Here is a 24,335-nt window from a genome sequence, read left to right as displayed (position 1 = left end):
GACCTTGATCGCTCACGCCTCGTCGAAGGCCGCTAGCAACCGCTCGTACGCCGGCTTCGGCCGCAGGGCCGCGTCCCACGGCAGGGAATCGGCCGTGCGTGGTGGATAGACCTCGGTGTCGGCGGTGGAGCCGTACCGGTCGGTGAATCCCCAGGTGGAGAACGACGTGCAGTTCGGCTCCTCCAGGCAGACCCGCAGCTTGCCCGCCATCTCCTCGGCCTGGGTCTGCCGCCCGTTCTCCTCGTCCTCACCCACGGGGACGTCCATCTCCGACACCCGCGCTTGAACGCCGAGCTCCGCCAGGTCCCGCACATGGCTGCGGAAGGTCTCCGGGTCGATGCGGTCGCCCGGTGCGTACTCATGGGTCTGGAAACCCACGCCGTCGATCGGTACGCCGCGTTCCTTGAGCCGCTCGACCAAGGCGTAGAGGGCGTCCCACCGCTCGCCGTCCTCCTCGACCCCGTACTCGTTGAGGAACAGCCGTGCCTTCGGATCGGCCCGGTGGGCGGCCCTGAACGCCTCGTCGATGTACTCCTCGCCCATGGCCTCGAACCACGGGCTCTGCTCGGAGCGCAGACTGAGGTCGCCGTTGTTGTAGCTCTCCTCGTCGTCGGACATGGGCTCGTTGACCACGTCCCACTCCGCGACCTGTCCCTTGAAGTGCCCGGCGACCGTGGCGACGTGCCGGAGCATGGTCCGCCGCACCTCCTCGGGGTCGTCGTCCTCCCGCATCCAGTGCGGCAGGGCCTCGTGCCAGACGAGGGTGTGCGCGTGCACCTTCATGCCGTTCGCGCGGGCGAAGCGTACGAGCAGGTCAGCGTCGCGGAAGTCGTAGACGTCGCGGCGTGGGTGGAGGAACTGTGGCTTGAAGGCGTTCTCCGGAGTGAGCATGGAGAACTGGCTCCCCGCGAGCGCCCGGTAGCGCGAGTCGGTGAGCAGCGGGTTCTCGGCCAGGGCGGTGCCGATGTCGAACGGCCGCCCCACGTCCGCGGCCCGCGTGCGCAGCGAGTCGTCGGACTGCTCCTGGCGCAGTCGCGGCGCCTTGATCACGCGGAGCGAGTCACCGCTCTCCGCCCGCGCGGTCAGCTGCGTCAGGCGCCATCCCTCGCGGCGCTCCTCCTCGCCCGGGTCCGCCTCCAGACCGAACCAGACCGTGCCCTCGGCGAACACCCCCGGGTCCCGCACGGTTCCCAGCCGCCGTCCGTCGGCTTCCACGCGGAAGGTGTCACCGATGCTCGACACGGCGAGCGTCACCGTCCCGGAGCAGTCGCAGTCGAACTCCTTGGACGTGGCGGGCTCGTCGCCCTCGCCGTCCCACACCTGTACCGTCGCGTGTCCGTCAGCGGTCACGCCGACGCGGAGCGAGGGCCGCTCCTGCCGCCACTCGTCGTAGATGACCGGTACCCGTCCGTACAGCCGCAGCCATGAGTCGCCGCCGTCGTCCCCCACACCGGACATGCGCGCGGTGACGGTGAAGTCGCCATCGGATGCGAGATGCGGACCGGCCAGGTTCAGCGGGGGGTTGGGCCGACCGCCGGAGGCGTCCTGCTCCACGATGCGCCGGTCCAGGGCGCTGACCCGCAGGACGTCGTTCCGCGCGGTGGTGCCCGGCATCTGCGTCCAGTCCTGGTTCCGCAGCAGGTCCTCGTCGTTCCCGCCGCCCGCGCCGTCGCCCTGCCCCGTACAGCCGGCCGCCACCGCCATGACGAGCGCCACGGCGGTCAGTCGCTGCCACGTCCCCCCACCGAGGTCCACGGTCTCTCCCACTCCCTCGTTCGAGACGAGGTCAACGTCTCGAAACCGGGCCACAGTTCATCACACATGCGGTACGGCGGCCTTGTCGCCGTGGGCCCGGAGGGGGCGGGGGCGGGCGCTTGCGGGCACCCGCCCCCGGACGGGTGGGGTCAGCTCGTGCCGAGCAGCTTGTTCATCCGCGTGATCTCGGCGGACTGCGTGGTGATGACGGCGTCGGCCAGGGCCCTGGCGTCGGGGGAGGCGCCCTCGGCCTTCTCCGTCCTGGCCATCGCCACCGCACCGGCGTGATGCTCGATCATCATCTCCATGAAGGCGGTGTCGAACGCCGTGCCGGAGGCCTTCTCCAGCTGGTCCATCTCCTGCATGGGCATCATGCCGCCGGACGCACCGCCGTGGAGGGAGTGGTCCATGGCTCCCGTCGCGGGCACGTCCTCGCCCCAGGAGGTCAGCCAGCCCGACAGCGTCTTGATCTCGGGGTCCTGGGCCTTCTTGATGGCGGCGGCGAGCGCCTTCACCTCGGCGGACCGGGCGCGCCCGGGGGCGAGTCCGGCCATCTCCACCGCCTGGCGGTGGTGGGGGATCATGCCCTGGGCGAAGGCGACGTCGGCTGCGTTGTGCTGTCCCGGGGACGCCGCCGCAGAGGCAGCGGGGGAAGCGGTGTCGCCGTGGTGGCCGCCGTGCCGGGCCGGGTCGTCGCCGTTGCCGCCGCAGGCGGCCAGGACGAGCGCTGCCGCACCTGCGGCGGCGAGGACGGCGGTACGGCGGAACGGGGAACGCGTGCGGATCATGGTGGTGCAGCTCCTTGGTGCGCGCCGCCGACGGCGCGCGGTGGATCGGATGCGGGGCGTACGGGAGCACGGCACCCGCGCCACGAAGCGCGAAGGGGTACCGGGCGGGCCGCTCTAGATCCGCAGGAGCTGCAGCTCGGACAGGTCGGGCGGGGCGCGTCCGTCGTGCGGCGAGCCGGGGAGGAACGTGGCGGAGGCAGTGGCGGCAGGTGCGTGCAGCACCGGACCGGCGGCCGGCGCCGGCGGTGTGTACGGCGAACCGATACCGCCCGCCGCGCACGTGGCGTCGGCGTGATCGAGGTGCCCGGATCCGCCGTCCGTGTGCCAGCATCCCCCGTCCGCGTGCGGTACGCCGTCGGCGTCGGGCATGACCATCGCATGGCCGGCGCCCGCGTGCGCCGCCACGGCACCGCCCGGCGCCAGGCCGTGCATGCCCAGCACCCCGGCCAGCACCGCGAGCACCAGCAGCACGAACAGCCGCCCGACGGGGCGGCTGTTGCTGCGGGTGCGCGTGGTCACGGAACGCATCGTACGGGGCAGCCCGCGCGGGGCGTGGCCCACCGGTCCGTTTGCCGCGCCCGTTCACCCCCGCCGAGCATCGACCGGGGCATCACTGCGGGGTCGGGTCGCCGTAGTCGTCGAGAAGAGGGCTGTGACGTTCACCCATCAGATCCTCGCTGCCGCAACCCGTGTCGACGCATCGGCGTCCCACTCCACGACGACGGCTGCCGACAACCCGGGAGAGCGCGTGACGCAGAAGGACCAGAGGACGGACGCGGCGAGCGAGAAGGACCGCGAGAAGTGGATGGCGCGTTTCCAGGTGCGGCTGGCCATGCAGCCGGGCGTGGACCGGGCAGTGGTGCTCCAGGCGGTCAAGGACGTCACGGTCCACTGCGCGGAGACGGGGGAGCACCCGCGGAGCGCCTTCGGCGACCCGGACGCCCACGCCGTACGCACCGCCGAGCGGCTGGTGCCGGCGGACCGGGCGGCGCGCGCGCGGCAACGCAACGCCGTGGCGGACGCGTTCGACTCCGTGTTCAAGAAGGCCGGGGACATCGCCGGTCTGTGACCGGGCCCGGCGCAGGACCTTGCTCAACAGCTAGCGCAAGCAGGCTAAGTGTGGCGGCGGGGCACCGAACCCGACGACCTCCGCAGCCGTGACGTGGGCCTCCAGGCGGAGCTGGTCGAGTCGCCGAAGCCTCCCGGCCCTCGCTGCATCCGCTCGCCCAGGTGCGGGGGAAGGGTGAGGTAGGGCTTCCGCTCCGAGACCCCCCGAGCCGGGGCGGGAGCCCGCCCGCGTGCGGCCGTCTCTGTCCCGACGGACCCACGCAGGGGGGCCGGGCTCCCGCCCCGGAGCCCGGCCCCATTTGTCCAAGCGGCGTGAGCCGCCTAGACGTCCGGGACCGGCGCCGGCCCGGTCAGGCCGCCGCAGCCGCCTCGTGCCGCCAGAAGCCCGAAAAGAAGATGCGCTCCTTCGGGAGGCCCAGCCGGCGCAGGTGCCGGCGGCCCCCCGTGGCCAGCGTCGACTCCCCGACGACGAAGGCGTAGCCGGTCTCGTCCACGGCGGTGTGGCGCAGCAGTTCCCCGAGCGCGCCGGTGCCGGGCACGGCGGTGCTGCCCTCGCGGACGACCCAGGTGACGGACATCCCGGGCGGGGCGTCCAGCGCGCGCCGGTCGCCGGCCGTGGGCACCTCCTGGATGAGGCGGCCGACGGTGGTGCGCGGCAGCGAGCGCAAGATGTTGGTGCTGGCGGGCAGCCCGGTCTCGTCCGCGACGACGAGCACCTCGGCGGCGTCCGCCGGGCAGTCGAACAGGACGCCCTGGTCCAGCAGGGCGAGCGCGTCGCCGGGCCGGGCGGCGCAGGCCCAGATGGCGGCCCGCCCCTCCAACCGGCCCGAGGGGCCACGGTGCACGACGAAGTCGATGTCCATCTCGGCCGCTTCGGGACGGAAGTCGGCCACCGTGTAGTTCGCGCAGTGCGGGCGCTCCCGCTCGGGGATGGCGAGGTAGGGCTGCCACCACCTCGTCCCGGTGACCTCGGGGAGCCGCAGGGCCTGCTGGTGCGGCAGTCGGAGGAAGAGCCGGAACCAGTGGTCGTAGCGCATCCACGGGAACCCGCCCAGGTCGTCGCCCGTGACGGTGACGCGGTGGAGGGAGGGGGAGACCCGCTCGGTGCGGACGACCTCCGCGCGGAACATCCGCGGATTCTGCGGCATCAGCCGATGGACCCTCGCCATGCAGGCACTTCCCCTCAGTGATTCGACCCCGGGAAACCGAGTTAGCAAGGTTAGGCTAACCTAAGCTCGTGAGTCCTGGTGAAGAGACGACCGAGCCCTGCCGTTCCCGTGGTCACGCGCTGACCGCCCGGAACGTGACCGTGTCCTACGACGGGACCGACGTCGTGCACGACGCGGCCCTCGCCCTACGGCCCGGCCAGGTGACCGCACTCGTCGGGCCCAACGGCAGCGGCAAGTCCTCGCTGCTGCGCACCCTGGCCCGGTTGCAGCGCGCCCGCACCGCCACCCTCACCCTCGGCGACGGGACGGCCGACACCGACGGACTCGCCCTGACGGCCCGGGCGTTCTCGCGCCGGGTGGCGCTGCTGACGCAGGGGCGCCCCACTCCGAGCGGTCTGACCGTACGGGACGTCGTCGAGTTCGGCCGCTTCCCCCACCGGGGGCGCTGGGGCCGCACCGACCCCGACGCCGCGGCGGCCGTACGGCGGGCCCTGGCCCTCACCGACCTCGAGGCCCTCGCCGACCGCGGGGCGGACCACCTCTCGGGCGGCCAGCTCCAGCGCGTGTGGCTCGCCGGCTGCCTCGCCCAGGACACCGGAGTGCTCCTCCTCGACGAACCCACCACCTACCTCGACCTCCGCTACCAGGTCGAACTGCTCGACCTGATCAGGGACTTGGCGGACGACCACGGCATCGCCGTCGGCGTCGTCCTGCACGACCTCGACCAGGCGGCCGCCGTCGCCGACCGGATCGCCCTGCTGCACGCGGGCCGCGTCGTCGCCGACGGACCCCCCGGGGACGTACTGACCGCCGAACGCCTCACCGCCACCTATGGCATCCGCATCGACGTCGACACCGACCCCCTCACCGGCCGGCTGCGCACCCGCGCGATCGGCCGCCACCACGCACGGACCGAAAGGCTCAGCACCACCTCATGAGACGTTCCCTGATCGCCCTGACCGCGACCGTGTCGGCCGCCCTCGCCCTGGCCGGCTGCGGTACGACCCAGCCCGCCGCCGACAACACCACGCCGAGCGCGCAGCGCATCACCCTCACCGACGCGAGCGGCGCTAAGGTCACGCTCGACGGGCCCGCCGAGAAGGTGGTCGGCACCGAATGGAACGTGGTGGGGAGCCTCCTGACCCTCGGCGTCGAACCGGTCGGCGTGGCCGACGTCAAGGGCTACCGGACCTGGGACACCGCCGCCCCGCTGACCGGCTCGCCCCAGGACATCGGCACCCGCGGCGAACCCAGCACGGACACCGTCGCCTCGCTCGCCCCGGACCTCGTCGTCGCCACCACCGACCTGCCGGCCGCCGCCGTCAAGCAGCTGCGGAGCATCGCCCCCGTCCTCCAGGTCCGCTCCGCCGACGCCTCCGACCAGATCGGGCAGATGCGCGAGAACCTCGACCTCATCGCCCGGGCCACCGGCACCACGGCCGAGGCGCAGAAGGCCGAGAAGGCCTTCGACGCCAAGGTCGCCGAGGGCAGGAAGGCGCTCGCCGACGCCGGGCTCGACGGCCGGAAGCTCGCCTTCGCCGACGGCTACGTCGCCTCCCACCAGGTCACCGTCCGCCCCTACACCAGCGGCTCGCTCGTCGGTGCCGTCAACGAGGCGATCGGACTGGAGAACGCCTGGACGGTCGAGGGCGACGCGAGCTACGGCCTCGCCACCACCGACGTCGAGGGCCTGTCCACCCTCGGCGACGTGCAGTTCGCCTACATCGACAACAACAGCCAGTCCGACCCCTTCGCCGAGGACCTCGCGAAGAACGCCGTCTGGAAGGGCCTGCCGTTCGTCGAGAAGGGCAACGTCCACCGACTGCCCGACGGCATCTGGATGTTCGGCGGCCACCGGTCGATGGAGGCGTACATCGACGCCGTCGTCGACGCCCTCACGAAGTAGCGTCATGGCCGTCACCGCACCCGCTCCCGCCACCCACTCGCCGGCCGTCACCACCAGGACGGGCGCGGCGGCGGTGACGGCCCTGCTCGTGCTCCTGGTCGCCGTCCTCGCGGTCGTCGACATCACCCAGGGCACCGCGGCCGTCGGCGCCACCGACGTCTGGCACGCCCTCACCGGCCGTGCCGCACCCGGCGACGCGTCGATCGTGATCGCCTCCCGCCTGCCCCGCATGACGGCCGGCCTGCTGGTCGGCGCCGCGCTCGGCGCGGCCGGCGCGGCCCTGCAGGCCGTCACCCGCAACCCGCTCGCCGCCCCCGACACCCTCGCCGTGAACGCCGGTTCCTACCTGGCGCTGGCCGTGCTCGGTGTCACGGGCGCCTCCCTGCCACTGCTCGCCTCCTCCGGCGTCGCCTTCGTCGGCGCGCTCACTGCCGCGGCGGTCGTGCTGTCCCTGTCCGGCCTGGGCACCGGCACCGTCCGTCTCGTCCTCGCGGGCAGCGCCCTCACGCTCGGACTGACCTCCCTCACCCAGGGGCTGCTCCTGCTGCACCCCGAGCGGACGAACGGGCTCTACCAGTGGAGCCAGGGCAGCATCAGCCAGAACGGCTTCGACGGCGACGTCCAGATGGCGCCCGTCGCCGCCGTCGCCGTCGTAGGACTGCTCCTGGTGGCCCGGCGCGTGGACGCCCTCGCCCTCGGGGACGACGCCGCGCGCGGACTCGGCGTCCCGGTCCGTACCACCCGCGTCACGGTCGTCGTGCTGGCCTCCCTGCTCGCCGCCACGGCGGTCACCCTCGCCGGCCCCCTCGGCTTCGTCGGGCTGTGCGCCCCGGCGCTGGTCCGTCTGCTCGCCCGCCGCGTCCGGCCCCTGGTGCGGATGAGGGCGAGCCTGCTCGTGACCGCGCTGGCCGGCGCCGGGCTGGTGCTCGGCGCGGACGTCCTGCTGCGGGCGACCGTCCCGCCCGAGTCGGCCGTCGCCGTGCCCACCGGTGTCGTGACCGGCATCGTCGGCGCGGTCTTCCTCGTGGCGATGGCCCTGCGGGTCCACGACTCGGCGGCGGCGAGCGCCCCGGAACGCCTGCGCATCCCGACCCGGACGGTGTACCTCGCGACGGTCGCCGTGCTCATCGGCGTCCTGATCGCGGTGCTCCTCGCCGGAGTCCTCCTCGGCGACACGAAACTGCTGCTGGGCGACGTCGTGAACTGGGCGCGCGGCACCGCCGTGCAACCCGTCTCCTACGTCCTCGACACCCGCGTCCCCCGGGTCCTCGCGGCACTCCTCGCGGGAGCCGCGCTCGCCCTGTCCGGCACCCTGGTCCAGGCCGTCACCCGCAACCCCCTCGCCGAACCGGGCGTCCTCGGCGTGTCCGGCGGAGGGGCCCTGGGCGCGGTCCTGCTCGTCACGACGGTCCCGTCCGCCGGTTCCTGGGGCGTGGCCGGTGCCGCCTTCGCGGGTGCTGCGCTCACCGCGCTGGTCGTGTTCGGCCTCGCCGCACGCGGCGGCTTCGGGCAGAACCGGCTCGTCCTGGTGGGCGTCGGCGTGTCCGCCGCGACGAGCGCCTTCATCGGCCTCTTCATCGTGCTGACCGACCCCTTCAACGCGACGAAGGCCCTCACCTGGCTCTCCGGTTCGACCTACGGCCGCACCCTGCCGGACACCGTCCCGGTCGCGGCCGCCCTCGTCCTGGGCATCGTGCTCGCACTGGTACGGCGCACCGAACTGGACCTGGTCTCCCTCGACGACGACACCCCCGCGCTGCTCGGCCTCCGTCTGGCGCCGGCCCGCCTGGGCTTCCTGGTCGCCGCCGTCCTGCTGAGCGCCACCGCGGTCGCCGCGGCGGGCACCATCGGCTTCGTCGGCCTGGTCGCCCCGCACGCGGCGCGCGCCCTGGTGGGCCGCCGCCACGTACGGGTGGTCCCGGTGACCTTGTTGCTGGGCGCGGCCCTGGTCGGCACCGCCGACATCCTCGGCCGCACGGTGATCGCCCCTGCCCAGCTGGGAGCGGGACTGATGACGGCGGTGATCGGCACGCCGTACTTCCTCTACTTGCTGATGAGGGCCCGCCGCTGAGTGCTCTCAAAACTCTTCCGGCTTCTCCTCCCTCGGTCCGGCGGCATGGGTCAGCGGGGGTGCGATGGCCTGGGCATCGGCTCCCTCGCCGACCCACAGCCCGATGAAGAGTGCCGCGGTCGCCTCCAGGAGTCCCGCTCGCTCGAGGGGGCCGCCGGCCAGGGGCTCGCAGCCGACCTGCCGCACCAACCGGTGGACGAGAGCGAGAGCCGTCCCGTCGTCCCCGCAGACCGGAACGGCCAGCCGGCGCCCGTCGAAGACGGGTGCCGGCATGCGCCACACGTCCTCGTGGCACAGGTTGAACGCCTTGACCACATGGGCTCCGGGTGCCGCCGCGGCCAATTGCTCAGCGGCGGAGGGGCCGTTGCGGGTCAGCAGCCGGAAGCCCGGCCCGACCGGATTGCAGCAGTCGATCAACACCTTGCCGTCCAGGACCGCTCGCAGTTCCCGCACCACGCCCGTACCCGCGCCGAAGGGCAGCGCGGCCAGCACCACCTGCCCGAACTCTGCCGCCGCACGCAGGGTGACGGGCTTGGTGCCGCCCCCGAGGCGCGTCGCGAGTCGCTCGGCCTTGGCCAGGTCCCGCCCTCCGACGGCCACCTCGTGCCCGGCCCGGACCCAGTGGGTGGCGAGCGCGTCCGCCATGTTGCCCGTGCCCAGTACGCCGATCCTCATCACGCATGTCCTCCCACGACCCGCTCGGACGATTCGCTACGACGCTAGAGGGCCCGTCGGGCACCATCTGGTACGTGACGACCGACGCCTTCCTCGCCGACTGCCGTGCCCGCCTGGCCTTCGACCTCCTGTCCCACACCTGGAACGCCGTGGTGCTCTGGGCCTTGCGCGACGGCCCCAGACGTCCGGTCGAACTGCGCGAGCGGATCGGGGGGATCAGCTCCAAGGTCCTCACCGAGACCCTGCGGCGCCTGCAGTCCAACGGACTGGTGGAGCGCCGGGCGCACCCCGGATCGCCACCCCGCGTCGATTACCGACTCACCCCTTTGGGGCGGACGTTGCTCGCGCCCATCGACGCGGTCGGGGCCTGGGCCTTCGAGCACGGCGATGAGGTCATGGAGGCCCGGGAAGCGGCCGAGTGCCCCTCGGAGTGAGCGCGGCCGTCGCCGGCGGACGACCTGGCGGGACGACCTAGCGGGAGGTCCTGAGGTCGGCATCAGGTCGCCGTCCTTGAACGGCCTGGAACGTACCTGCCGCGGTGAACGCGTCGGTGATCGGCGCGATGATCGAGGCGAAGCGGCGGGCACCGGCGGTGCCGATCGGCGCCCACAGCGCGGCGCAGTGCTCGTCCGTCTCCCCTTCGATGCGCTCGCGAGCCGCGGTGCCGGCGTCGGTGACCACGGCGTCGGAGTCGAGCCAGCCACGTGCGACCAGGCGTGCCGTGGCCGCGTTCCACTCCTCGTCGTCCCACTGGCGGGTCGCGCGCGCGAGTGCTGTGGGGAGGCGGCCGGTCGCGGTGTGCAGGACGAGGCAGTCGCACGGCCCGAGGCCGTTGTCCGCGAGTACGACGAGGTGGGCGTCGCCGCGCCACTCGCGCACCACCGTGATCTGCTGCCAGAGCGCGACGAGAGGATCAGGGGGGGAGTTCCAGCGAGGCGTTCGCGGCGGCCAGCACCTTGCCGGCGAAGTCGGCACCGGCGACGACCGGGTCGATCAGCGAGCGCGCCTCGGCCAAGTGGCCCTCGGTGAGCTGTACGTCGACGCGCCGCATCGCCCGTCCGGCGGCGAGGAAGCGGGCGGCCTGCCATCGCTCGGGCGGCGCGGCGTCCCAAACGCCCGCCATGGCCCGCACCGCCCGCGGGCTGAAGTTGTAGAAGGCCGCGAGCGTGACCTGCCAGGGGACGGCGCCCATCGCGGCGGACCGGAAGGCCAGATACGCCGGCCCGCGGTCGGTCACGCCGAGCCCGGCCGCCTCCTCGGCGGACTCGGGGACGAAGTAGATGAACTGGTGGGCGGCGCTGACGGCGCGGCTGACGTGGCGGACGGCGTCCAGGTCCACCGGGCCGTCGCCGCTGCGGGAGGAGCCGGAAAGAGCGTCGAGGTGCATGGCGGCGTCTCCAGGTGTGGGGCGGGGCTATCAGGCGGGTGTTTCGGCGGTGGCGGTCAGCACCGCGCGTCCGAGGGTGTGGCCGGCCATGGTGAAGCCGAGGACGGCCGGTGTGGCATCGGCCGGGACGCCGATCGACTCGACGTCGAGGGCGTGCACGACGACGAAGTAGCGGTGCGGGCCGTGCCCGGCCGGCGGTGCGGCACCGATGTATCGGGCCGCGCGGGCGTCGTTGGGCAGCTGATAGGCACCCTCGGGCAGGTGTGACCCGTCGTAGTCGCCGGCGCCCTCGGGGAGTCCCGTGACAGTGGCGGGGATGTCGGCGACCGCCCAGTGCCAGAACCCGGACCCGGTGGGGGCGTCGGGGTCGTAGACGGTGACGGCGTAGCTCCTGGTGCCGTGCGGCGCGCTGCTCCAGGACAGCTGTGGGGAGAGGTCCTTCCCGCCGGGCAGACCGGAGGAGTGCTGCGCGGGCGGCCAGGCGGCGCCGTCGGCGACGGTGGTGCTGGTGACGGTGAAGGAGGCCGCCTCGGGGAGGCGGGCGAAGGGGTCGTTGGCAGACACGGCGGTCATTCCTTTCCGGAGGCGGACGAGGAGACCCTCGGCTCAGAATCGACTGTAGCACCGATAATCGATTATCTTTGAGATCATCTAGAGTGGGGCCCATGACGCACACGGCGCACTCCTCGACCCCGCCGGGGAAGCAGATGCTCTCCGAGCAGGTCTACGCATACCTGCGGGACGCGATCATGCGCGGGGACCACGCCCCCGGCGCCCCCCTCAAACCGCAGGACCTCGCCAAGGAGCAGGGGGTGAGCCTGGCCGTCGTGCGCGAGGCGCTCGTGCGGGTGGTCGGCGAAGGGCTCGCCGACCGGCTGCCCAACCGCGGCTTCGCCGTCCCGTCCTTCTCCGACCGCCGCTGGCAGGAGATCACGGAAGCGCGCCGGACGATCGAACCCGTCGTGTTGCGCCTGTCCGTCGAGCGCGGCGACGTCGACTGGGAGGCCCGCGTCCGTGCCGCCCACCACCGGCTCGCCCGCACCCCGGCGTACGCGCCGGAAGAGGGCGAGTACTACACCGACGCGTGGGCCGAGGCCCACAGGGCCTTCCACCGCACGCTGTTGGAGGGGTGCGGCAACCGCGCTCTGCTGGAGACCTTCGATCGGTTGTGGACCGCGAGCGAGCTGGCCCGCCGCTGGTCGGCACACCGCAACCCCGACCGGGACGGCGCCGAGGAACACCGCAGGCTGGAGGAGGTGGTACTGGCCCGCGACGCCGACACCGCAGCCGCGGTCCTGGTCCAGCACCTCACCCTGACCGCGGCTGCTCTGACCGACGATTCAGGTCGGGCCACCTAGGGGGTGTCTTGGGGCACGGCCGCAGCTATCAGTCGTCGTCGTGAGCGTGCGGCGCGGGTGCCCGCAGCTGGGTCATGATCTGTTGCAGGGACCCGCGGACCTCGCCGTCGCGCGTCCGGTGGAGCTCGCGCTCCAGGGTGATGACGAGCTGGTGGGCGGCGCCCGGCACCCCTTCCTCGTCGAGCAGGCGCACGGTGTGCACGGCGCCTTCGGCGAATCCCGTCGCACGGACCGCGGTCAGGACCCGCCTGCAGACCGTGGCGACCACACGCGAGTCGCGGCTGTACCGGGCGATGTAGCGGGCGGCGAGGTACTGGCCGAAGGGGTCCCGCACCAGGGTCCAGCGGGGCTCGTCGCCGGAGGCGGTGGCCGGCGCCGGACGGACGGGGAAGTCCGACTCGGAGAACAGGCGCAGGAGTTCGTCGGTGAGCTCGAGACCGCGGGCCTCGGGGACGGTGAGGCGCAGGGCCCGGTCGAGAGCGGCGACGAACTCGTCACCGGTCATGCCGGGGGAGCCGCCGGGCCGGATGACGAACCGGTAGGCCAGGCGGCACACGACCTGACCGAGCTGTTCGGGCCCCACAGCGGATCGGGAGATGCCCCGGTACAGCTCACGGCCGCCGAAGAGCAGGGCGTACGTGCTGTCGTACAGGTCGACCAGCCCGTGCGGGAAGCGGCCGTGACGCCGGTAGACGGCGGCCAGTTGGGAGAGCAGCAGCGGGGTGGTGAGCCAGTCGGCCATCTCCGCCGAGGAGGCCACGTCGCTGAGCATCCGTTCGGCGTCCCACGGGGGCATCCGGGTCGTCCGGGCCCACCGGGTGAGGTAGGTCCGGACGTCGTCCGGTGTGAACGTGTCGATCACGTGCGGGACGAAGCCGTTCGCCAGCAGACCCGAGACGGACGCGCCGGGGCGGCTGAGGACGAGGACCTCGGTGCGCGGGTACCTCGCGCAGAAGCCGGCCACGTCGGCCTGGGCGCGCTCGCGGTCGCGCACGGACAGTTCGTCGAGGCCGTCGAAGACGACCAGCGTCCGGCGCTCGGTGAGGAGGAGTTCGAGCGTCTCGTACGACAACTCCAGGCCGTGGCGCAGCCCGACCGAGTCGGCGATCAGCCGCTCCAGGGCCCGCTGCCGGCCGGAGCGTTGGCGCAGGGGGACGGTGAGCGCGACGTCGAGCCGGCCGCCGTCGCGCCTGCGGGCGATGTCGTAGCAGATCCGGTCCGCCAGGACGGTCTTGCCGGTTCCGGCGCCGCCGAGGACGACGACCTTGCGGTGCTCGGCGGTGACGTCCTGCCAGCGGGCGGGACGGGAGCCCGGGCGGGTGCCCCCGGCGGGAGACAGGCGCTGGGGGATGTACAGCTCGTCGGGGTCGGAGAGCCGCCGTTCGCCGCCGGGACTGGTCACGGGGACCGCTCCGGACCACTGGCTGCCCAGCAGGCGGCCGCGGTAGCTCTCGAGGAAGTCGCTGGTGTAGACGTCGAGGAAACGCGCGACCTGCTCGCCCCCGGGGTCGTCTCCCGCCTTCTCGTGGTGCTCGCGCGCGAACAGCCTGAGCAGGTCGTGGTAGCGGTAGTGGCCGCCGTCGCCCGTCTCGACGAGCTGGGCGTCGACCAGGAGTTCCAGCAGCTCCTCCGCCCGCGCCTCCGACACCCGCAGGAAGACGCCGGCGTGCCGGGCCCGGAAGCGGCTGAGGGGGAGCCGGGAGAGGACGCGGAAGGCACGGGCCTCGGCCTCGGGCAGGCCGCGGTAACTGATCTCGAAGCTGCCGCGCACGTCGAGGGAGCCGTCGGCCAGCTTGGCGAGCCGGGTGCGTTCGTCGGTGAGCACGTCGGTGAGCTTGCCGACGCTCCAGTGGCGCTTCTTCTTGAGCAGGGCGCCCGCGATGCGCAGGGCCAGCGGGAGGCGGCCGCACTGCTGCACCAGCGTGCGGACCGCGTGCTCGTCGTCCGTGCCGGACCAGTGGCGCCCGGAGACGCCGGCGAGCAGGGCCTGCGCTTCGGCTTCGCTCATCAGGCCCACGGGGTGGAGCCGCACTCCGTCGACGGCCGTCAGGGGGACGCGGGAGGTGACGAGGACCAGACAGGAGGTCGTGGCGGGGATCAGGTCCGCGACCTGGTCCGCCGACTGGGCGTTGTCCAGGAGGATCAGGCTGCGGCGCCCGGCGAGCAGGGAGCGGTAGCGCTGGGGGAGGTCCTGGGCGCCGAGCGGAACGCTGAGCGTGGCGGGGTCGAGGTCGGCGACGAAGCGTTGCAGGACCTGGGCGGCGGTGGGCGGCTCACTGTTCTGCTCGCCCAGGTCGGCGTGCAGCTGGACCTCGTCGAACCGCCCGGCGAGCCGGTGCGCCAGGTGCACGGCCAGGGCGGACTTGCCGACGCCCGCGGTGCCGTACAGGTCGATGACGTGCGGTCCCGGGCGGCCGTCGCCGACCAGCGCCTCGACCGCGGCGATGTGGTCGAGGCGCCCGCTGAAGTCTCGCGTCCCCTGCGGGAGTTGGTGCAGGGAACGGCTGGGGGTGGGGCCGGTGGTGAAGTAGATGGGGGCGTAGTTGTCGCGCAGGACGTTGACCTGCCGGGCCTGGTCGGTGGCGAGCGCCACCGTGGTGGGCCGGCCCGGCCGGCGTCTAGGAAAACGAAATGGGCCCACTGTTGTTTCCGCTGATGTTGACCTGCCTGGCGTCCCCGCTCGCATGAGCGATCAACGTCTGTGTGGCGGGGTCGCGTTCGGCCGCGGTCACCAGCGCGCGGAGGGTGGCGGCGAACTCCGCGTCGTTCTCCAGCTCGTGCCGCAGATGGCCGGCGACGGCGGCGCGCGCCCCCTCGTCCCCGGGGTTCGTCTCCAGTTCGCCCAGGGCGGCGCTCTGCGTGTCGGAACGGGCGAACCGCTGCCGGAGGGCGTGCGCGACGTCCTGGACCTTCACCCACGCGGCCCTCCCGGCCTCGGACGCGGCACCCTCCCCGAACTTGCCCGCCACCAGCGCCACCGCCACGGCACTCAACGTAGCCGGATCCATGTCCGCCTCCCCCACGCGTCCCGACGCCACAGTCCTGCCCCAACGCTATCGGGGCGAAGCGGTCTTCGGCAGCGAAACGGGTCGGCGGGGGAGGGGCAACCCCGGGATGTCGCCGTGCGTCTGTGCACGTACGAGACGTTGGCGTACGCGTCGCTTTGCGTGTCAGATCGGGAGCGCCTCGGCACCTTCACAGAGGGAGAGTTGAGCTTGCAGGCCATGGTCGAGTGGGTGGACGCACGCGAGAGGCTTCCCCGTCCCGGTATCCCGGTGGCGGCCGCGACCCACGGCTTTTACCCTCCCGACGACCCTGACAGCGAGGGCCCCGGTGAGGAGTTCTGGCTGGTCCTCTCCATGTACTTCACCGACCGGCACTTCGCCGAGGACGGCAGCACGCACGACAACTGCTTCGTCGACTCCGACGGTGTCATCCGGTTCCCACCCGGAGGAGGCAGCGCCGAGGCCGTCACCCATTGGGCGGCCCTGCCCACGCTTCCGGGCAGCCCGCACACGGTGGTGACGGGTACGGACGTCCAGGCAGCACTGCGGCAAGCCTACGAAGGGGGCAGCTGACTGGGCTCCGCAAGTTCAGCCGTCCAGAACATCCGGTACCAGGCGCCGTGACACCGGGAGCTGGGCCCCGCTCCCGTACGTCTGATGGGCGTGCACCGGCAGCACGACTTGGGACAGCGGGGCGGTCAACTCGGCGCCGCATCCAGCGCACACGAACACGAACACGCGCCCTCAGGGGTGTCGGACGCATCGTCGCGCCTGCCCTCGCCGACATGCGAACGTGAGGCTGGAGAACCCGCTGGCGTACGGCGGCGCGTACGACCCGTCCGACTGCTCTGCGTCTTCGGGTGGGCCTACTTCGACTACCGCACGGAGCCGCGCGACGGGACCAGCGCTTGAGGGAGCCGGTCCCCGGTGGGGGAGCCCACGACTGCAGGCTCCTCCACCTGTGCCTTTTCTTTTCCTTCACGATTTGGACACCTGGCCCTCATGAAGTGCGGTCCCTTAGGTAGGCTCCCCACCGCTCCAACCGCACCGCACGAGGGGGGACTTCACCCATGCACATACGTCACGTCCTGCCGGTCGTCGCCGTCGCCGGCGCGCTCGCCGCCGTCACCGCCGCCCCGGCCCAGGCCACCGAGTACTCGTCCGCGCTGAAGGTCAAGGGCGTCCAGTACGACGCGCCGGGCCCGGACTCCAACCGCTGCTCGGGCGGCAACACCAAGGACGAGTACCTGACGATCAAGAACTACTCGCGCACGGCGACCGTCGACCTCAAGGGCTACGTCGTCAAGGACGCCACCGGCAACAAGTTCACCTTCACCGCCACCCACCGGCTCGAGCCCGGCGACTACGTGAAGCTCCGCGGCGGCCGCGGCACCAACTCCGACGCCGGCAACGTCGTCTACCGCCAGAACTGCAACTTCATCTGGAACAACGACAAGGACACCATCTACCTGCTCAAGCCCGGCGGCGCCCGCGCGGACGTGCACTCCTACACCAAGTCCGCCAACGACCGCGACGGCAACGGGTACATCACCTACCACGGCTGACCGCAGGTCCGGCCGGGCGGCACCCCGTGCCGCCCGGTCCCGACGGCGACGCGGAGGGTGCCCCTGTGCTCACGGGCCGGGCACGCTTCGTCCGGCGGCTGCCGCGTCACGCCGCCTGGGCGCACAGCCCGAAGGCCCGCGTCAGCTCCTGGGCGCACCGGTCCAGGTCCACCGCCTCGTTGCGCAGGTACTGGCACAGCACACCGTCGATCGCCCCCCGGAGGGCGAACGCCATGGTGCGGCAGTCGACCGCCCCGAACTCACCTGCCCGCACCCCGTGTTCCAGCAGCGCGGCCAGTCGCTCCACGCAGAGGATGTCCTGCTCGACCCGCTCCAGCCCCGTGCTGCCGCGGTCGCGGGCCATGGCGACGATCTCGGCCAGGGCGAGGGTGTGGGTGGGGTAGGTCGACGCGAACTCGAAGGTCGATCCGATGAACACCCCGAGCTTCCCGCGGTACGTGTCCACCTCCCGCAGGCGGGGCTCGAGCATCGTCTCGGCCTGGCTCATGATGGTGTGGGCGACCTCGGTGATGAGCTCGGGCTTCCCCGCGAAGTGGTAGGAGATCATGCCGGTGCTGCACAGGCGTGCCTGGCGGGAGATCCTGCTGAACGTCGTACGCGTGTAACCACTTTCGGCCAGCGTCTCGATCGCGGCCTGGACTATCTGCGCCCTCCGCGCCCGCTGCGTGAAGGTGAAGGTGCCGGTGGGGCCCGCGTCGGTCGTCGTGGCCCTGCGGTTGTCAGATCGCATGCGGAGGTGTCCAAGGGGTGTGGTGGCGGCCGGCGTCGTCCCCGCGGCGGGCGCGGGGCCGCCGCCCGCGTTCCGGGCGGGAGGGGCGGGGAGGAGACGCGGCTCAGCGCTCTCGCTCGACGAACTCGGGCAGGACGCGCGGTGGCCACTGCCCGACGGCGAGCAGGCCGAGGGAATGCGCGCGAGCGACCAGCGCGGCCCGGTTGGGCGCCTCCATCCGGCGCAGCATCAGCCGGATGTGGTACTCGACCCCCTGTCGGCTCAGGTACAGCCTGGCCGCCAGCTGGACCGTCGAGGCGCCGCTCGCGATGCCCTCCAGGATCTGTGCGTCGAGCGGGTCCAGGAGGATCCGCGACACGGCCGGGAGCGGGTCGCTGCCGAGGAGCGGCGGCTGCGCGTCGGGGCGGACCTGCACGACGATGCCGGCGAGCCGGCCGTCCAGGTTCTGCACCGCCACACCGGTCAACTCGCCCGAGAAGACGCGGCCGGACCTGCCCACGCCGACCATGCGCTCACTGAAGCGGTCGCAGCGGCCCCGTGAGAGCCGGGCGAACTGTCCGTGGAGCGTGGGCGGGCAGCTGGGGTGCAGCAGGTCGAAGAGGCTGCGACCGCAGGTGTCGGCCGATGTGCGGTCGAACTGGCGCGCGAAGTCCGGTTCGGCCGCGACGATGCACATGTCCGGGTCGACGTGCGCCGTGTAGGCGCCGTGGCCGTGGTGGGGGAGGGCCCGCCCCTCACCGGGGTGCCGGGGGAGGAGGCGGGCGGGTGACGTCGTCATCGGGTCTGCGTTGAGCGGACTGCCTGCTGTTCGCCTGGTCACTGCGACGTACCACTTTCTGGATTCAGACGTGGGGATGTGCGCCGAAGACGTGCGAGGGAGGAGAAGGGTGCCCAGCTGTGGCGTGGGTCCGGAACCGTACTCCGATCAATTGACTCGGAGCCTAGGAATCGCCTCCGGAGCGGGTCAAGCAAACTCTTGCTCGCCCGCGAAAGACTGTGGTGCGTTGGTTCGGTGGTGCGGGAACGCAAAGCGGTCCAGGCGTTCCGGTCCCGTCCCCACCGGCTCGCCGCACCAGGGCCGGGCGATCACTCGGCGGGCTCGGCGGGGACCCCCTCCAGGGCGTACGGCAGGTGGGTCTTCCCGGGGATGTCCAACTTCCGGTACGACTGGGTCAGGTGCCTCTCCACCATGCGCGAGGAGATGCCCAGCCGGAGTGAGATCGCGGAGTTGCTCAGCCCCGAGGCGGCCAGCCGGGCCACCCGTCGCTCGGACGGCGTGAGGGGGTCCGCGGACGAGGCCGCCGTCTCCGCCCGGGTGTCGTCCAGGCGCCGCCGGACGCGGTCGGCGAGCCAGGGCGCTCCGCAGTCGACGGCGAGCTCCAGAGCCCGTCGGCACAGGGCCAGGCGACGGGCCGGATCCTGCTCCGGCCGGCCGCCGAGCGCGTGGAGGGCGCGGCTCAACTCGTAGGGACTGGAGCCCTGTTCGAGGACGGCCACGGACTCCTCCAGCCGTTCGGTACCCGCTCGGCCCGCTGTGACCCGGCCGAGGACACCGAGCGCCCGGCCGAGGGGCAGGGGGGCACCGAACGCCCGCGCCCGTTCCACGTCCTGGCGGGCGGCGGTCACCGCCTCTGGGTCCTCGCCGAGGCGGTGGTGCATGAGCGCGGCGCAACCGGACCACGGCAGGATGACCGGATTGCGCCAGCCGATCTGCTCGAGGACGTGCCCGGCCGTCCGGAACCGGTGCAGCGCGGTGCGCGGGTCCCCGCCGCGCGCCGACAGAGCGCCCCGCGCCGCGTGCAGCAGCGCCGTCAGCCGCGGGTCCTCGGCGTGCAGCGGGTGCCGCGCGAGGAGCCGCTCCGCCCGCTCCGGCTCCTCGGTGTCCAGGGCGATCAGGGCGACGGCCGCCAGGCAGACCGGGGGAAGGTCCCCGTCCCCGCCCTCCGCCGCGGCCTCGAGCGCCTGGGCCTCACGGCGGGCCCGGCCCGGGCGACCCGCGGCGAGGGCGACCAGCGCCTGTGCGGCCCGGATGACGACGAGTTCCGCTTCGGCGCCCTGCCGCGCGGCGGCCGGTGCCGCGGCGCGCAGCCAGGCCGCGGCGTCACCGGGGTGCCCGGTGGCGGCCAGGACGTTCAGCGCGAGGGGCAGGACCGTGTGGATCCGGTCCGGCGCGGCGGGCTCCCGCTGCAGCAACCGGGAGGCGAGCGCGGCGAGTCGGGGGGCCGGCGCGGAGTTGGTCACCAGAGCGTGGTGGATGAGGGACGCGGCCATCTCGCGCTCGCCGGGTGTCCGCGTCGCCGGGTCCGGTGCGAGGCCCTGGAACGCGGACAGCATGGCGTGGGCGTCCCGGTCGTCGGTGGAGAGCGCGTACGCGCGGGCTCGCAGACGCAGCAGCAGGTCCCGGTCGACTTCCTCGGAGATCGTCGAGGGGCGCTCGGCCGGAGGACACCGCCGCAGGTCGTGTATCAGCCGCCGGAAGGTGGAGCGGATGCGGAAGGCCGCCGGATCGAGGTGCAGTGGGCCCAGCCGCGCCAGCGCGGCGGCGCGCTCGTGCGCGTGGCGCAACAGCGGCAGGGCTTCGACCACGTGGCGCAGCGAGGCCGCTGGGGCGAAGCTCCGCTCGGCGGTGGCGAGGTCGACCAGCAGGCGTGCCCGCTCGGGGTCGGCGGAGGGGACGTTCACCAGCGCCCGGCGCAGGTAGCGCGCCGCGCTCCGGGGCGAACCGCGGTGCAGGGCGCTGTCCGCGGCGGCGCGGAGCAGGGCGACGGTCCGCCCGCCGTGCAGCGCGGGTACGGCCATCAGGTGCTCGGCCACCGTCTCGGCGGGGTACCCCGCGCGGTACAACACGTCGGCGGCCGCACCGTGCAGCGCGGAACGCTGGTCGGCGGGCAAGGCTTCCACGAGCAGGTCCCGCAGGACGGAGCCGAAGACGCTCCCGTCGCCGCCGACCAGACCCGACCGGCGCAGGGACACGACGGCCCGGGCGCGTGCCGGGCCCGTCAGCCCCGCCAGGGCGTCGAGCAGGGGAGGATCCGCGGCGGTGCCCAGCACGGCCAGGGCGTGGGCGGCGCGGCGCACGTCCGCCGGCTGGGTGCCGAGGTAGGAGGCGAGACGCCGCCGTACGCGGTCCGGCCGGAGGGCGGCGATGGCCGGGGCGTGCGCGCCGGCCGGCTCCAGGCCGCGGTACACGGCTTCGTCCAGGAGGCCGTGCACCACCAGGGGACTGCCGCCGGATGCCGTGTGCAGGGCGCGGGCGAACGGCTCCTCGACCCGAGTGCCGTAAGCGGCTTCGGCGAGCGCGCGCACGCTCCGTGGTCCGAGGGGGGACAGATCGACGGTCGAGGTCGCCCGCGCGAGCACGGCACGAAGTCGCGGGCGGCCCACGCGCACGTGCCCGCTGAGCACCGAGACGACGAGGACCACCCCGCCCGGCACTCCGGGAGCGAGCACCGTGAGCAGCGATCGCAAGGACGCCGTGTCACACCAGTGCAGGTCGTCCACGGTGATCACGAGTGGTCGGCCCGGCGCGGCGACGTCCACGAGTGCGGCGAACGAGTCGGCGGGCCACCGGGCCCCGACGGGTGGGCAGGCGTCGGCCAACTGGCGGACGACGCCGTACTCGAAGCCCTCCTCGTTCGGCGACGCGTGCGCCGCCAGCACCGGGGCCCCGTGACGGTCGGACAGGGAGGTCAAGGAGTGCAGGAAGGCGGACTTGCCGGCGCCGAGCGCGCCTTCGACCAGGAGCAGGGAGCCCCCGCCGTGCGCAGCCCGTCGCAGGGCGGCTTCGGCAGCGGCCGTCGCGGTCTCACGCTCCCACAGCATGAGGTGCCCCCTCGTCGCCGGCCCGCAGGACGAACCGCAGCTCCCTCCGGCCGGCCACGTTCAACTTGCGGTAGACGGCGGTGAGATGGACCTCCACGGTGCGCCGGGTCACGCACAGGGTCCTCGCGATGACCGCGTTGGTGAGGCCGCTGTCGGCCAGTTTCGCGACCCGGCGTTCGCTGCGCGTCAGGGCGTCCACTCCGCTCGGCACCGGGCGGCGGGGCCGCGCACCGGTGGCGAGCAGGGCCGTGTGCGCCTCCGCGTGCAGAGCGGGGGCGCCCAGGGCGTACGTCTCCTCCCAGGCCTTGCGCAGCACCGCGCGTGCCGCCTGCTTGTCGCCGCACCGGTGCAGCGCCCGGCCGCGGGCCACGCGCACGCGGGCCAGCAGCAAGGCCGCGGAGGTGGTCGCCAGGACCGCCTCCGCCTCCTGCAGCAGCAGCGGCCGGTGCCGCGCCGCCTCCGTCGCCGCCCGGAGTTCCAGACCCTGGGCGAGGGCGCACGGAAGGTGGGCCGCGCGCGCCGACTCGATGGCGTCGTCGGCCAGTTGCCGGGCCGTCGCGCGGTCGCCCCGGGCGAGATGGGAGCGCCCGGCCCAGTACCACCAGGACGACACCGCCGGGCTCGTGCGGTGCCAGGCCCTCTGCCGGCGACCGCACTCGGTCAGGTCGTCCAGGGCGCCCTCGACGTCGTCGGAGGCCAGACGCAGCCGCCCGCGTGCGCACAGCACCTCGTTCCACTGCCACGCCTCGTCGTCCAGGGGGTCGGGCAGGTCCCGGACGAGTGCGGTGCCGGCCGCGAGGTCACCCTGGTCCAGCAGGGTGTGCAGCCGGACGGCCAGCGGCAGTGCCGCGAGCCGTGTGGCGGGGGCGGGGGTGACGCCTTCCAGGGCCGCGGTGGTGGTGCGCAGGGCTTCGCCGAGCGCGCCGAGACGCGCGTGGGCCTCCGCCGTCAGCGCCAGCAGCGTGGGGTAGGCCTCCTCCCGCGTCACGTGCGGCGCGTCGAGCAACTGCCGGAACGCCTCGGCCGATTCGCGCGGCCGGTCCGTGTAGAGGAGCACCGACGCGGCCGTACCGAGGGTGGACACCGCGTCGGTGACCGGAGTGCCGTGGGCGAGGACCGTGCGCGCCGCGTCGCGGGCCTCGGCGACGCGGTCCGCGCGAGCGGCACACACGACCGCGCGGGAGGCGAGGAGCGCGCGGCGGGCGGCCGTGTCGCCGGGGAGACCGAGGTCGAGGGAGGTGCTGGCGAGCAGTCGCGAGTAGGTCGCGCGGTGGCCGGTGGCGACGAGCAGGAGCTGCGCTTCGAGCAGTTGGGCGCTGCTCGCCGCGGCGGCGGAGTCCGTGCCGTACTCACGACAGCGGTCGATCAGCGCCGTCGCGCGGGACACCTCCCCGGACCGCATCAGCGCGCCGGCCAGGGCGCCCAAGGCCGTCAGACGCGCTTGCGAACAGGTGAGCCGGTCCAGTGCCACGGCCAGCCGGGCCGCGCCGGCCGAGGGGTCCACCCGGCTCTCGGCCAGCCCCAGGTCCAGCAGCAACTCCGGCGCACACGTGCCCTCGTGACCGGGCGGCACGCACGGGCGCAGCAGTTCGACGGCGCGGTCGGGGAAGCCCTGCAGCGTCATCTCCCGAGCGGCCTCCCGCAGCACGGCCCGCGCCCAGGGGCGGGTCGCCGACTCCGGCGACTGCCGCAGCTGCTCGGCGACCTCCGTGACGCCGGCACCGGACTCGTGCAGCAGCCGCGCGGCCAGACCGTGCAGCAGGGACTTCTCGTCGGACGACACGCCCGTGGCCGCGGCGGCACGCACCTGCGGATGGGCGAAGCACCACGTCCCGCCGTCGGCCTGCGCGTCGACGAGTCCCACAGCGCCGAGAGCCGCGAGACACCGCTCGAAGACGCCGGGATCGAGCGCGGCCAGCCGTGCGCAGGTCTCCCGCGGCATCCCGTCCCCCAGTACCGCCAGGGCACGGGCCGCACGCCGCACCGTCGTCGGCTGCCCGTCCAGCAGGCGGACGACACACGCACGGAAGCCCTCCAGGGCCTTTGCATCCAGTGCGGCGAGGGCGTCCGCCGTCGGAGGGAGCCGCGCGTCGCGCAGTGCGGTCAGCAGGTGCGTCACCAGCAGGGGACTGCCTCCGGTGGCGGCCCGGCACGCCGCGCCGAACCCGTCGTCCACGTCCCGGCCGGTCAGACGCCGTGCCAGGAGGCCGATGCCGCCCGGTGTGAGGGGGAGCGGCCGCAGGACGCGGCACATCGGGAGCGCCGCGATCTCGTCCAGCAGCGGCGATCCGCCGCCGCTGCGACGCGCCACGCACAGCAGGACCGGCAGGCCCGCCATCCGACGTGCGACGTGGGCCAGGAAGCGCAGCGAGGCGGGTTCCGCCGCGTGCGCGTCGTCGACCGCGATCAGCAGGGGGCGTTCACGGGCGGCCCGGCGCACCACCTGGTGGAGGGCGTCCAGCACGCCGTGCGGGACGTCACTGCCCCCGACGTCGGACCGGGGGAGCACGTCGTGCCTCGGGGGCTCCTCGCCGGGCTGTGCGGTGGGGTGCCGGGCGGACGGACGACGGCTGGCGCCGTCCGACAGGGGTTCGAGCAGGGCCCTTACGGTGCTCAGCGGCGCCGTGTGGCCCGCCGCCACTCCGTCTGCCCGGAGCACCCGCAGACCCGCTGCGTGCGCTTCGAACAGGAGCCCGTTCATCAACGTCGTCCTGCCCATGCCGTCCGGTGCGTCCAGGACGACCAGTCCGGGCCGGCCGGCCGCGGCGTCGCGGACGGCCGCGGACAGCAGGGCGAGTTCACCGTCACGGTCGACCGGTGGCCCGGCCGCCCTCCCGTGGTCGGCCCGGCCTAATTCCCCGCCTTCTGCGGCAGTGGTCATGAGCATCCTTCTCTCCGGGGAGACCGATGTCCTCCCCGACCCCCGTGGTCAGTGGAATGATGCCCACCCGGTCGTCGTCGGCACGCGTGCCGACGGCAACTGCCGGTCGGGGGGACCACCATGGCCCGCAACCG

Annotated in this window: 20 protein-coding genes and 1 pseudogene; 8 read left to right on the top strand and 13 right to left on the bottom strand. The window is 73.5% G+C overall.

All coding sequences use genetic code 11. The annotated features are described in order from the left end of the window. Positions 1 to 12 precede the first annotated feature (12 nt). The 3 genes from AQJ30_RS33490 to AQJ30_RS33480 all read right to left on the bottom strand — a co-directional run bounded on the left by AQJ30_RS33490 (position 13) and on the right by AQJ30_RS33480 (position 3,062). On the bottom strand, positions 13 to 1,755 hold the full coding sequence (locus AQJ30_RS33490; protein WP_067241527.1) for an endo-1,4-beta-xylanase: 1,743 nt from the start codon (positions 1,753 to 1,755) through the stop codon (positions 13 to 15). 149 nt (positions 1,756 to 1,904) lie between these two features. Further along, positions 1,905 to 2,543 carry a DUF305 domain-containing protein gene (locus AQJ30_RS33485; RefSeq protein WP_067241401.1) on the bottom strand — a complete coding sequence of 213 codons (639 nt, stop codon included), beginning with the start codon at positions 2,541 to 2,543 and terminating at the stop codon, positions 1,905 to 1,907. A 114-nt stretch (positions 2,544 to 2,657) separates the two neighbouring features. Further along, the gene (locus AQJ30_RS33480; RefSeq protein ID WP_067241526.1) at positions 2,658 to 3,062 is read right to left on the bottom strand and encodes a DUF6153 family protein; all 405 of its coding nucleotides are present in this window, start codon (positions 3,060 to 3,062) and stop codon (positions 2,658 to 2,660) included. A 229-nt stretch (positions 3,063 to 3,291) separates the two neighbouring features. On the opposite strand from AQJ30_RS33480, the gene AQJ30_RS33475 reads away from it, so the two are divergent. Further along, positions 3,292 to 3,612: a hypothetical protein gene (locus tag AQJ30_RS33475; protein ID WP_067241400.1), complete on the top strand. Its 321-nt coding sequence runs from the start codon at positions 3,292 to 3,294 to the stop codon at positions 3,610 to 3,612. A 349-nt stretch (positions 3,613 to 3,961) separates the two neighbouring features. Here the strand turns inward: AQJ30_RS33475 and AQJ30_RS33470 are convergent, their stop codons facing one another. Further along, positions 3,962 to 4,780, bottom strand: a complete 819-nt coding sequence (locus tag AQJ30_RS33470) for a siderophore-interacting protein (protein WP_067241398.1) — start codon at positions 4,778 to 4,780, stop codon at positions 3,962 to 3,964. A 68-nt stretch (positions 4,781 to 4,848) separates the two neighbouring features. Here AQJ30_RS33470 and AQJ30_RS33465 point away from each other — a divergent pair, with 68 nt between their 5' ends. From AQJ30_RS33465 to AQJ30_RS33455, 3 genes are read left to right on the top strand one after another with little or no spacing between them, the layout of a single operon-like run. Next, positions 4,849 to 5,718 (top strand): ABC transporter ATP-binding protein, encoded by an 870-nt coding sequence (locus tag AQJ30_RS33465; protein ID WP_067241396.1) that lies wholly within the window; start codon positions 4,849 to 4,851, stop codon positions 5,716 to 5,718. Beyond that, complete coding sequence (locus AQJ30_RS33460; RefSeq protein WP_067241394.1) at positions 5,715 to 6,686, top strand: ABC transporter substrate-binding protein; 972 nt, start codon at positions 5,715 to 5,717, stop codon at positions 6,684 to 6,686. The genes AQJ30_RS33465 and AQJ30_RS33460 overlap by 4 nt, the downstream gene beginning before the upstream one ends. A 4-nt stretch (positions 6,687 to 6,690) precedes the next feature. Continuing rightward, a complete protein-coding gene (locus tag AQJ30_RS33455) occupies positions 6,691 to 8,757 on the top strand; it encodes an iron ABC transporter permease (protein WP_067241392.1) in 2,067 nt (688 codons plus the stop codon). Between the two features lie 6 nt (positions 8,758 to 8,763). Here AQJ30_RS33455 and AQJ30_RS33450 read toward each other — a convergent pair whose 3' ends face one another. Beyond that, a complete protein-coding gene (locus AQJ30_RS33450; protein WP_067241390.1) occupies positions 8,764 to 9,432 on the bottom strand; it encodes an NADPH-dependent F420 reductase in 669 nt (222 codons plus the stop codon). Between the two features lie 74 nt (positions 9,433 to 9,506). Here AQJ30_RS33450 and AQJ30_RS33445 point away from each other — a divergent pair, with 74 nt between their 5' ends. Continuing rightward, on the top strand, positions 9,507 to 9,866 hold the full coding sequence (locus AQJ30_RS33445; protein WP_067241525.1) for a winged helix-turn-helix transcriptional regulator: 360 nt from the start codon (positions 9,507 to 9,509) through the stop codon (positions 9,864 to 9,866). A gap of 37 nt (positions 9,867 to 9,903) precedes the next feature. Here the strand turns inward: AQJ30_RS33445 and AQJ30_RS33440 are convergent. Together AQJ30_RS33440 and AQJ30_RS33435 are read right to left on the bottom strand one after the other, a co-directional pair. Further along, a pseudogene (locus AQJ30_RS33440) lies at positions 9,904 to 10,819 on the bottom strand (SCO6745 family protein). Between the two features lie 30 nt (positions 10,820 to 10,849). Further along, positions 10,850 to 11,383, bottom strand: coding sequence for a YbhB/YbcL family Raf kinase inhibitor-like protein (locus AQJ30_RS33435; RefSeq protein WP_067241524.1), 534 nt, complete (start codon positions 11,381 to 11,383; stop codon positions 10,850 to 10,852). 101 nt (positions 11,384 to 11,484) lie between these two features. Between AQJ30_RS33435 and AQJ30_RS33430 the strand changes: the two genes are divergently transcribed. Continuing rightward, the gene (locus tag AQJ30_RS33430; RefSeq protein ID WP_067241388.1) at positions 11,485 to 12,177 is read left to right on the top strand and encodes a GntR family transcriptional regulator; all 693 of its coding nucleotides are present in this window, start codon (positions 11,485 to 11,487) and stop codon (positions 12,175 to 12,177) included. A 28-nt stretch (positions 12,178 to 12,205) separates the two neighbouring features. On the opposite strand, the gene AQJ30_RS33425 is transcribed toward AQJ30_RS33430, so the two are convergent. After that, a complete protein-coding gene (locus AQJ30_RS33425) occupies positions 12,206 to 14,770 on the bottom strand; it encodes an NACHT domain-containing protein (protein WP_067241386.1) in 2,565 nt (854 codons plus the stop codon). A 25-nt stretch (positions 14,771 to 14,795) separates the two neighbouring features. Continuing rightward, complete coding sequence (locus tag AQJ30_RS33420; RefSeq protein WP_159052414.1) at positions 14,796 to 15,161, bottom strand: hypothetical protein; 366 nt, start codon at positions 15,159 to 15,161, stop codon at positions 14,796 to 14,798. A gap of 225 nt (positions 15,162 to 15,386) precedes the next feature. Here AQJ30_RS33420 and AQJ30_RS33415 point away from each other — a divergent pair, with 225 nt between their 5' ends. Continuing rightward, a complete protein-coding gene (locus tag AQJ30_RS33415) occupies positions 15,387 to 15,755 on the top strand; it encodes an AQJ64_40280 family protein (protein WP_245727244.1) in 369 nt (122 codons plus the stop codon). A 497-nt stretch (positions 15,756 to 16,252) separates the two neighbouring features. Continuing rightward, the gene (locus tag AQJ30_RS33410) at positions 16,253 to 16,747 is read left to right on the top strand and encodes a lamin tail domain-containing protein (RefSeq protein ID WP_067241383.1); all 495 of its coding nucleotides are present in this window, start codon (positions 16,253 to 16,255) and stop codon (positions 16,745 to 16,747) included. A 106-nt stretch (positions 16,748 to 16,853) separates the two neighbouring features. Here the strand turns inward: AQJ30_RS33410 and AQJ30_RS33405 are convergent, their stop codons facing one another. From AQJ30_RS33405 to AQJ30_RS33390, 4 genes are all read right to left on the bottom strand, one after another. After that, positions 16,854 to 17,498, bottom strand: coding sequence for a TetR/AcrR family transcriptional regulator (locus AQJ30_RS33405; protein ID WP_067241381.1), 645 nt, complete (start codon positions 17,496 to 17,498; stop codon positions 16,854 to 16,856). Between the two features lie 103 nt (positions 17,499 to 17,601). Beyond that, entirely contained in the window at positions 17,602 to 18,276 is a 675-nt protein-coding gene (locus tag AQJ30_RS33400; RefSeq protein WP_079084471.1) for a helix-turn-helix transcriptional regulator, read from the bottom strand. Positions 18,277 to 18,584: 308 nt separating this feature from the next. Then, entirely contained in the window at positions 18,585 to 21,320 is a 2,736-nt protein-coding gene (locus tag AQJ30_RS33395) for a helix-turn-helix transcriptional regulator (protein ID WP_067241380.1), read from the bottom strand. Further along, a complete protein-coding gene (locus AQJ30_RS33390; RefSeq protein WP_159052412.1) occupies positions 21,304 to 24,201 on the bottom strand; it encodes an ATP-binding protein in 2,898 nt (965 codons plus the stop codon). Before AQJ30_RS33390 ends, AQJ30_RS33395 begins: the two co-directional genes overlap by 17 nt. Positions 24,202 to 24,335: the final 134 nt, after the last annotated feature.

It is taken from the genome of Streptomyces longwoodensis (genome assembly GCF_001514125.1).
In the GTDB taxonomy this organism is placed as follows: Bacteria; Actinomycetota; Actinomycetes; order Streptomycetales; family Streptomycetaceae; genus Streptomyces; species Streptomyces longwoodensis.
Note: the sequence above shows the minus strand (reverse complement) of the source record. Positions and strands in the feature narration are given on the sequence as shown.

Excerpts from the sequence above, each read along its gene's own strand:
- AQJ30_RS33485 (WP_067241401.1), bottom strand. The coding sequence starts at position 2,543 with ATGATCCGCACGCGTTCCCCGTTCCGCCGTACCGCCGTCCTCGCCGCC.
- AQJ30_RS33470 (WP_067241398.1), bottom strand. The coding sequence starts at position 4,780 with ATGGCGAGGGTCCATCGGCTGATGCCGCAGAATCCGCGGATGTTCCGC.
- AQJ30_RS33460 (WP_067241394.1), top strand. The coding sequence starts at position 5,715 with ATGAGACGTTCCCTGATCGCCCTGACCGCGACCGTGTCGGCCGCCCTC.
- AQJ30_RS33455 (WP_067241392.1), top strand. The coding sequence starts at position 6,691 with ATGGCCGTCACCGCACCCGCTCCCGCCACCCACTCGCCGGCCGTCACC.
- AQJ30_RS33450 (WP_067241390.1), bottom strand. The coding sequence starts at position 9,432 with ATGAGGATCGGCGTACTGGGCACGGGCAACATGGCGGACGCGCTCGCC.
- AQJ30_RS33430 (WP_067241388.1), top strand. The coding sequence starts at position 11,485 with ATGACGCACACGGCGCACTCCTCGACCCCGCCGGGGAAGCAGATGCTC.
- AQJ30_RS33410 (WP_067241383.1), top strand. The coding sequence starts at position 16,253 with ATGCACATACGTCACGTCCTGCCGGTCGTCGCCGTCGCCGGCGCGCTC.
- AQJ30_RS33405 (WP_067241381.1), bottom strand. The coding sequence starts at position 17,498 with ATGCGATCTGACAACCGCAGGGCCACGACGACCGACGCGGGCCCCACC.
- AQJ30_RS33400 (WP_079084471.1), bottom strand. The coding sequence starts at position 18,276 with ATGACGACGTCACCCGCCCGCCTCCTCCCCCGGCACCCCGGTGAGGGG.
- AQJ30_RS33395 (WP_067241380.1), bottom strand. The coding sequence starts at position 21,320 with ATGCTGTGGGAGCGTGAGACCGCGACGGCCGCTGCCGAAGCCGCCCTG.
- AQJ30_RS33390 (WP_159052412.1), bottom strand. The coding sequence starts at position 24,201 with ATGACCACTGCCGCAGAAGGCGGGGAATTAGGCCGGGCCGACCACGGG.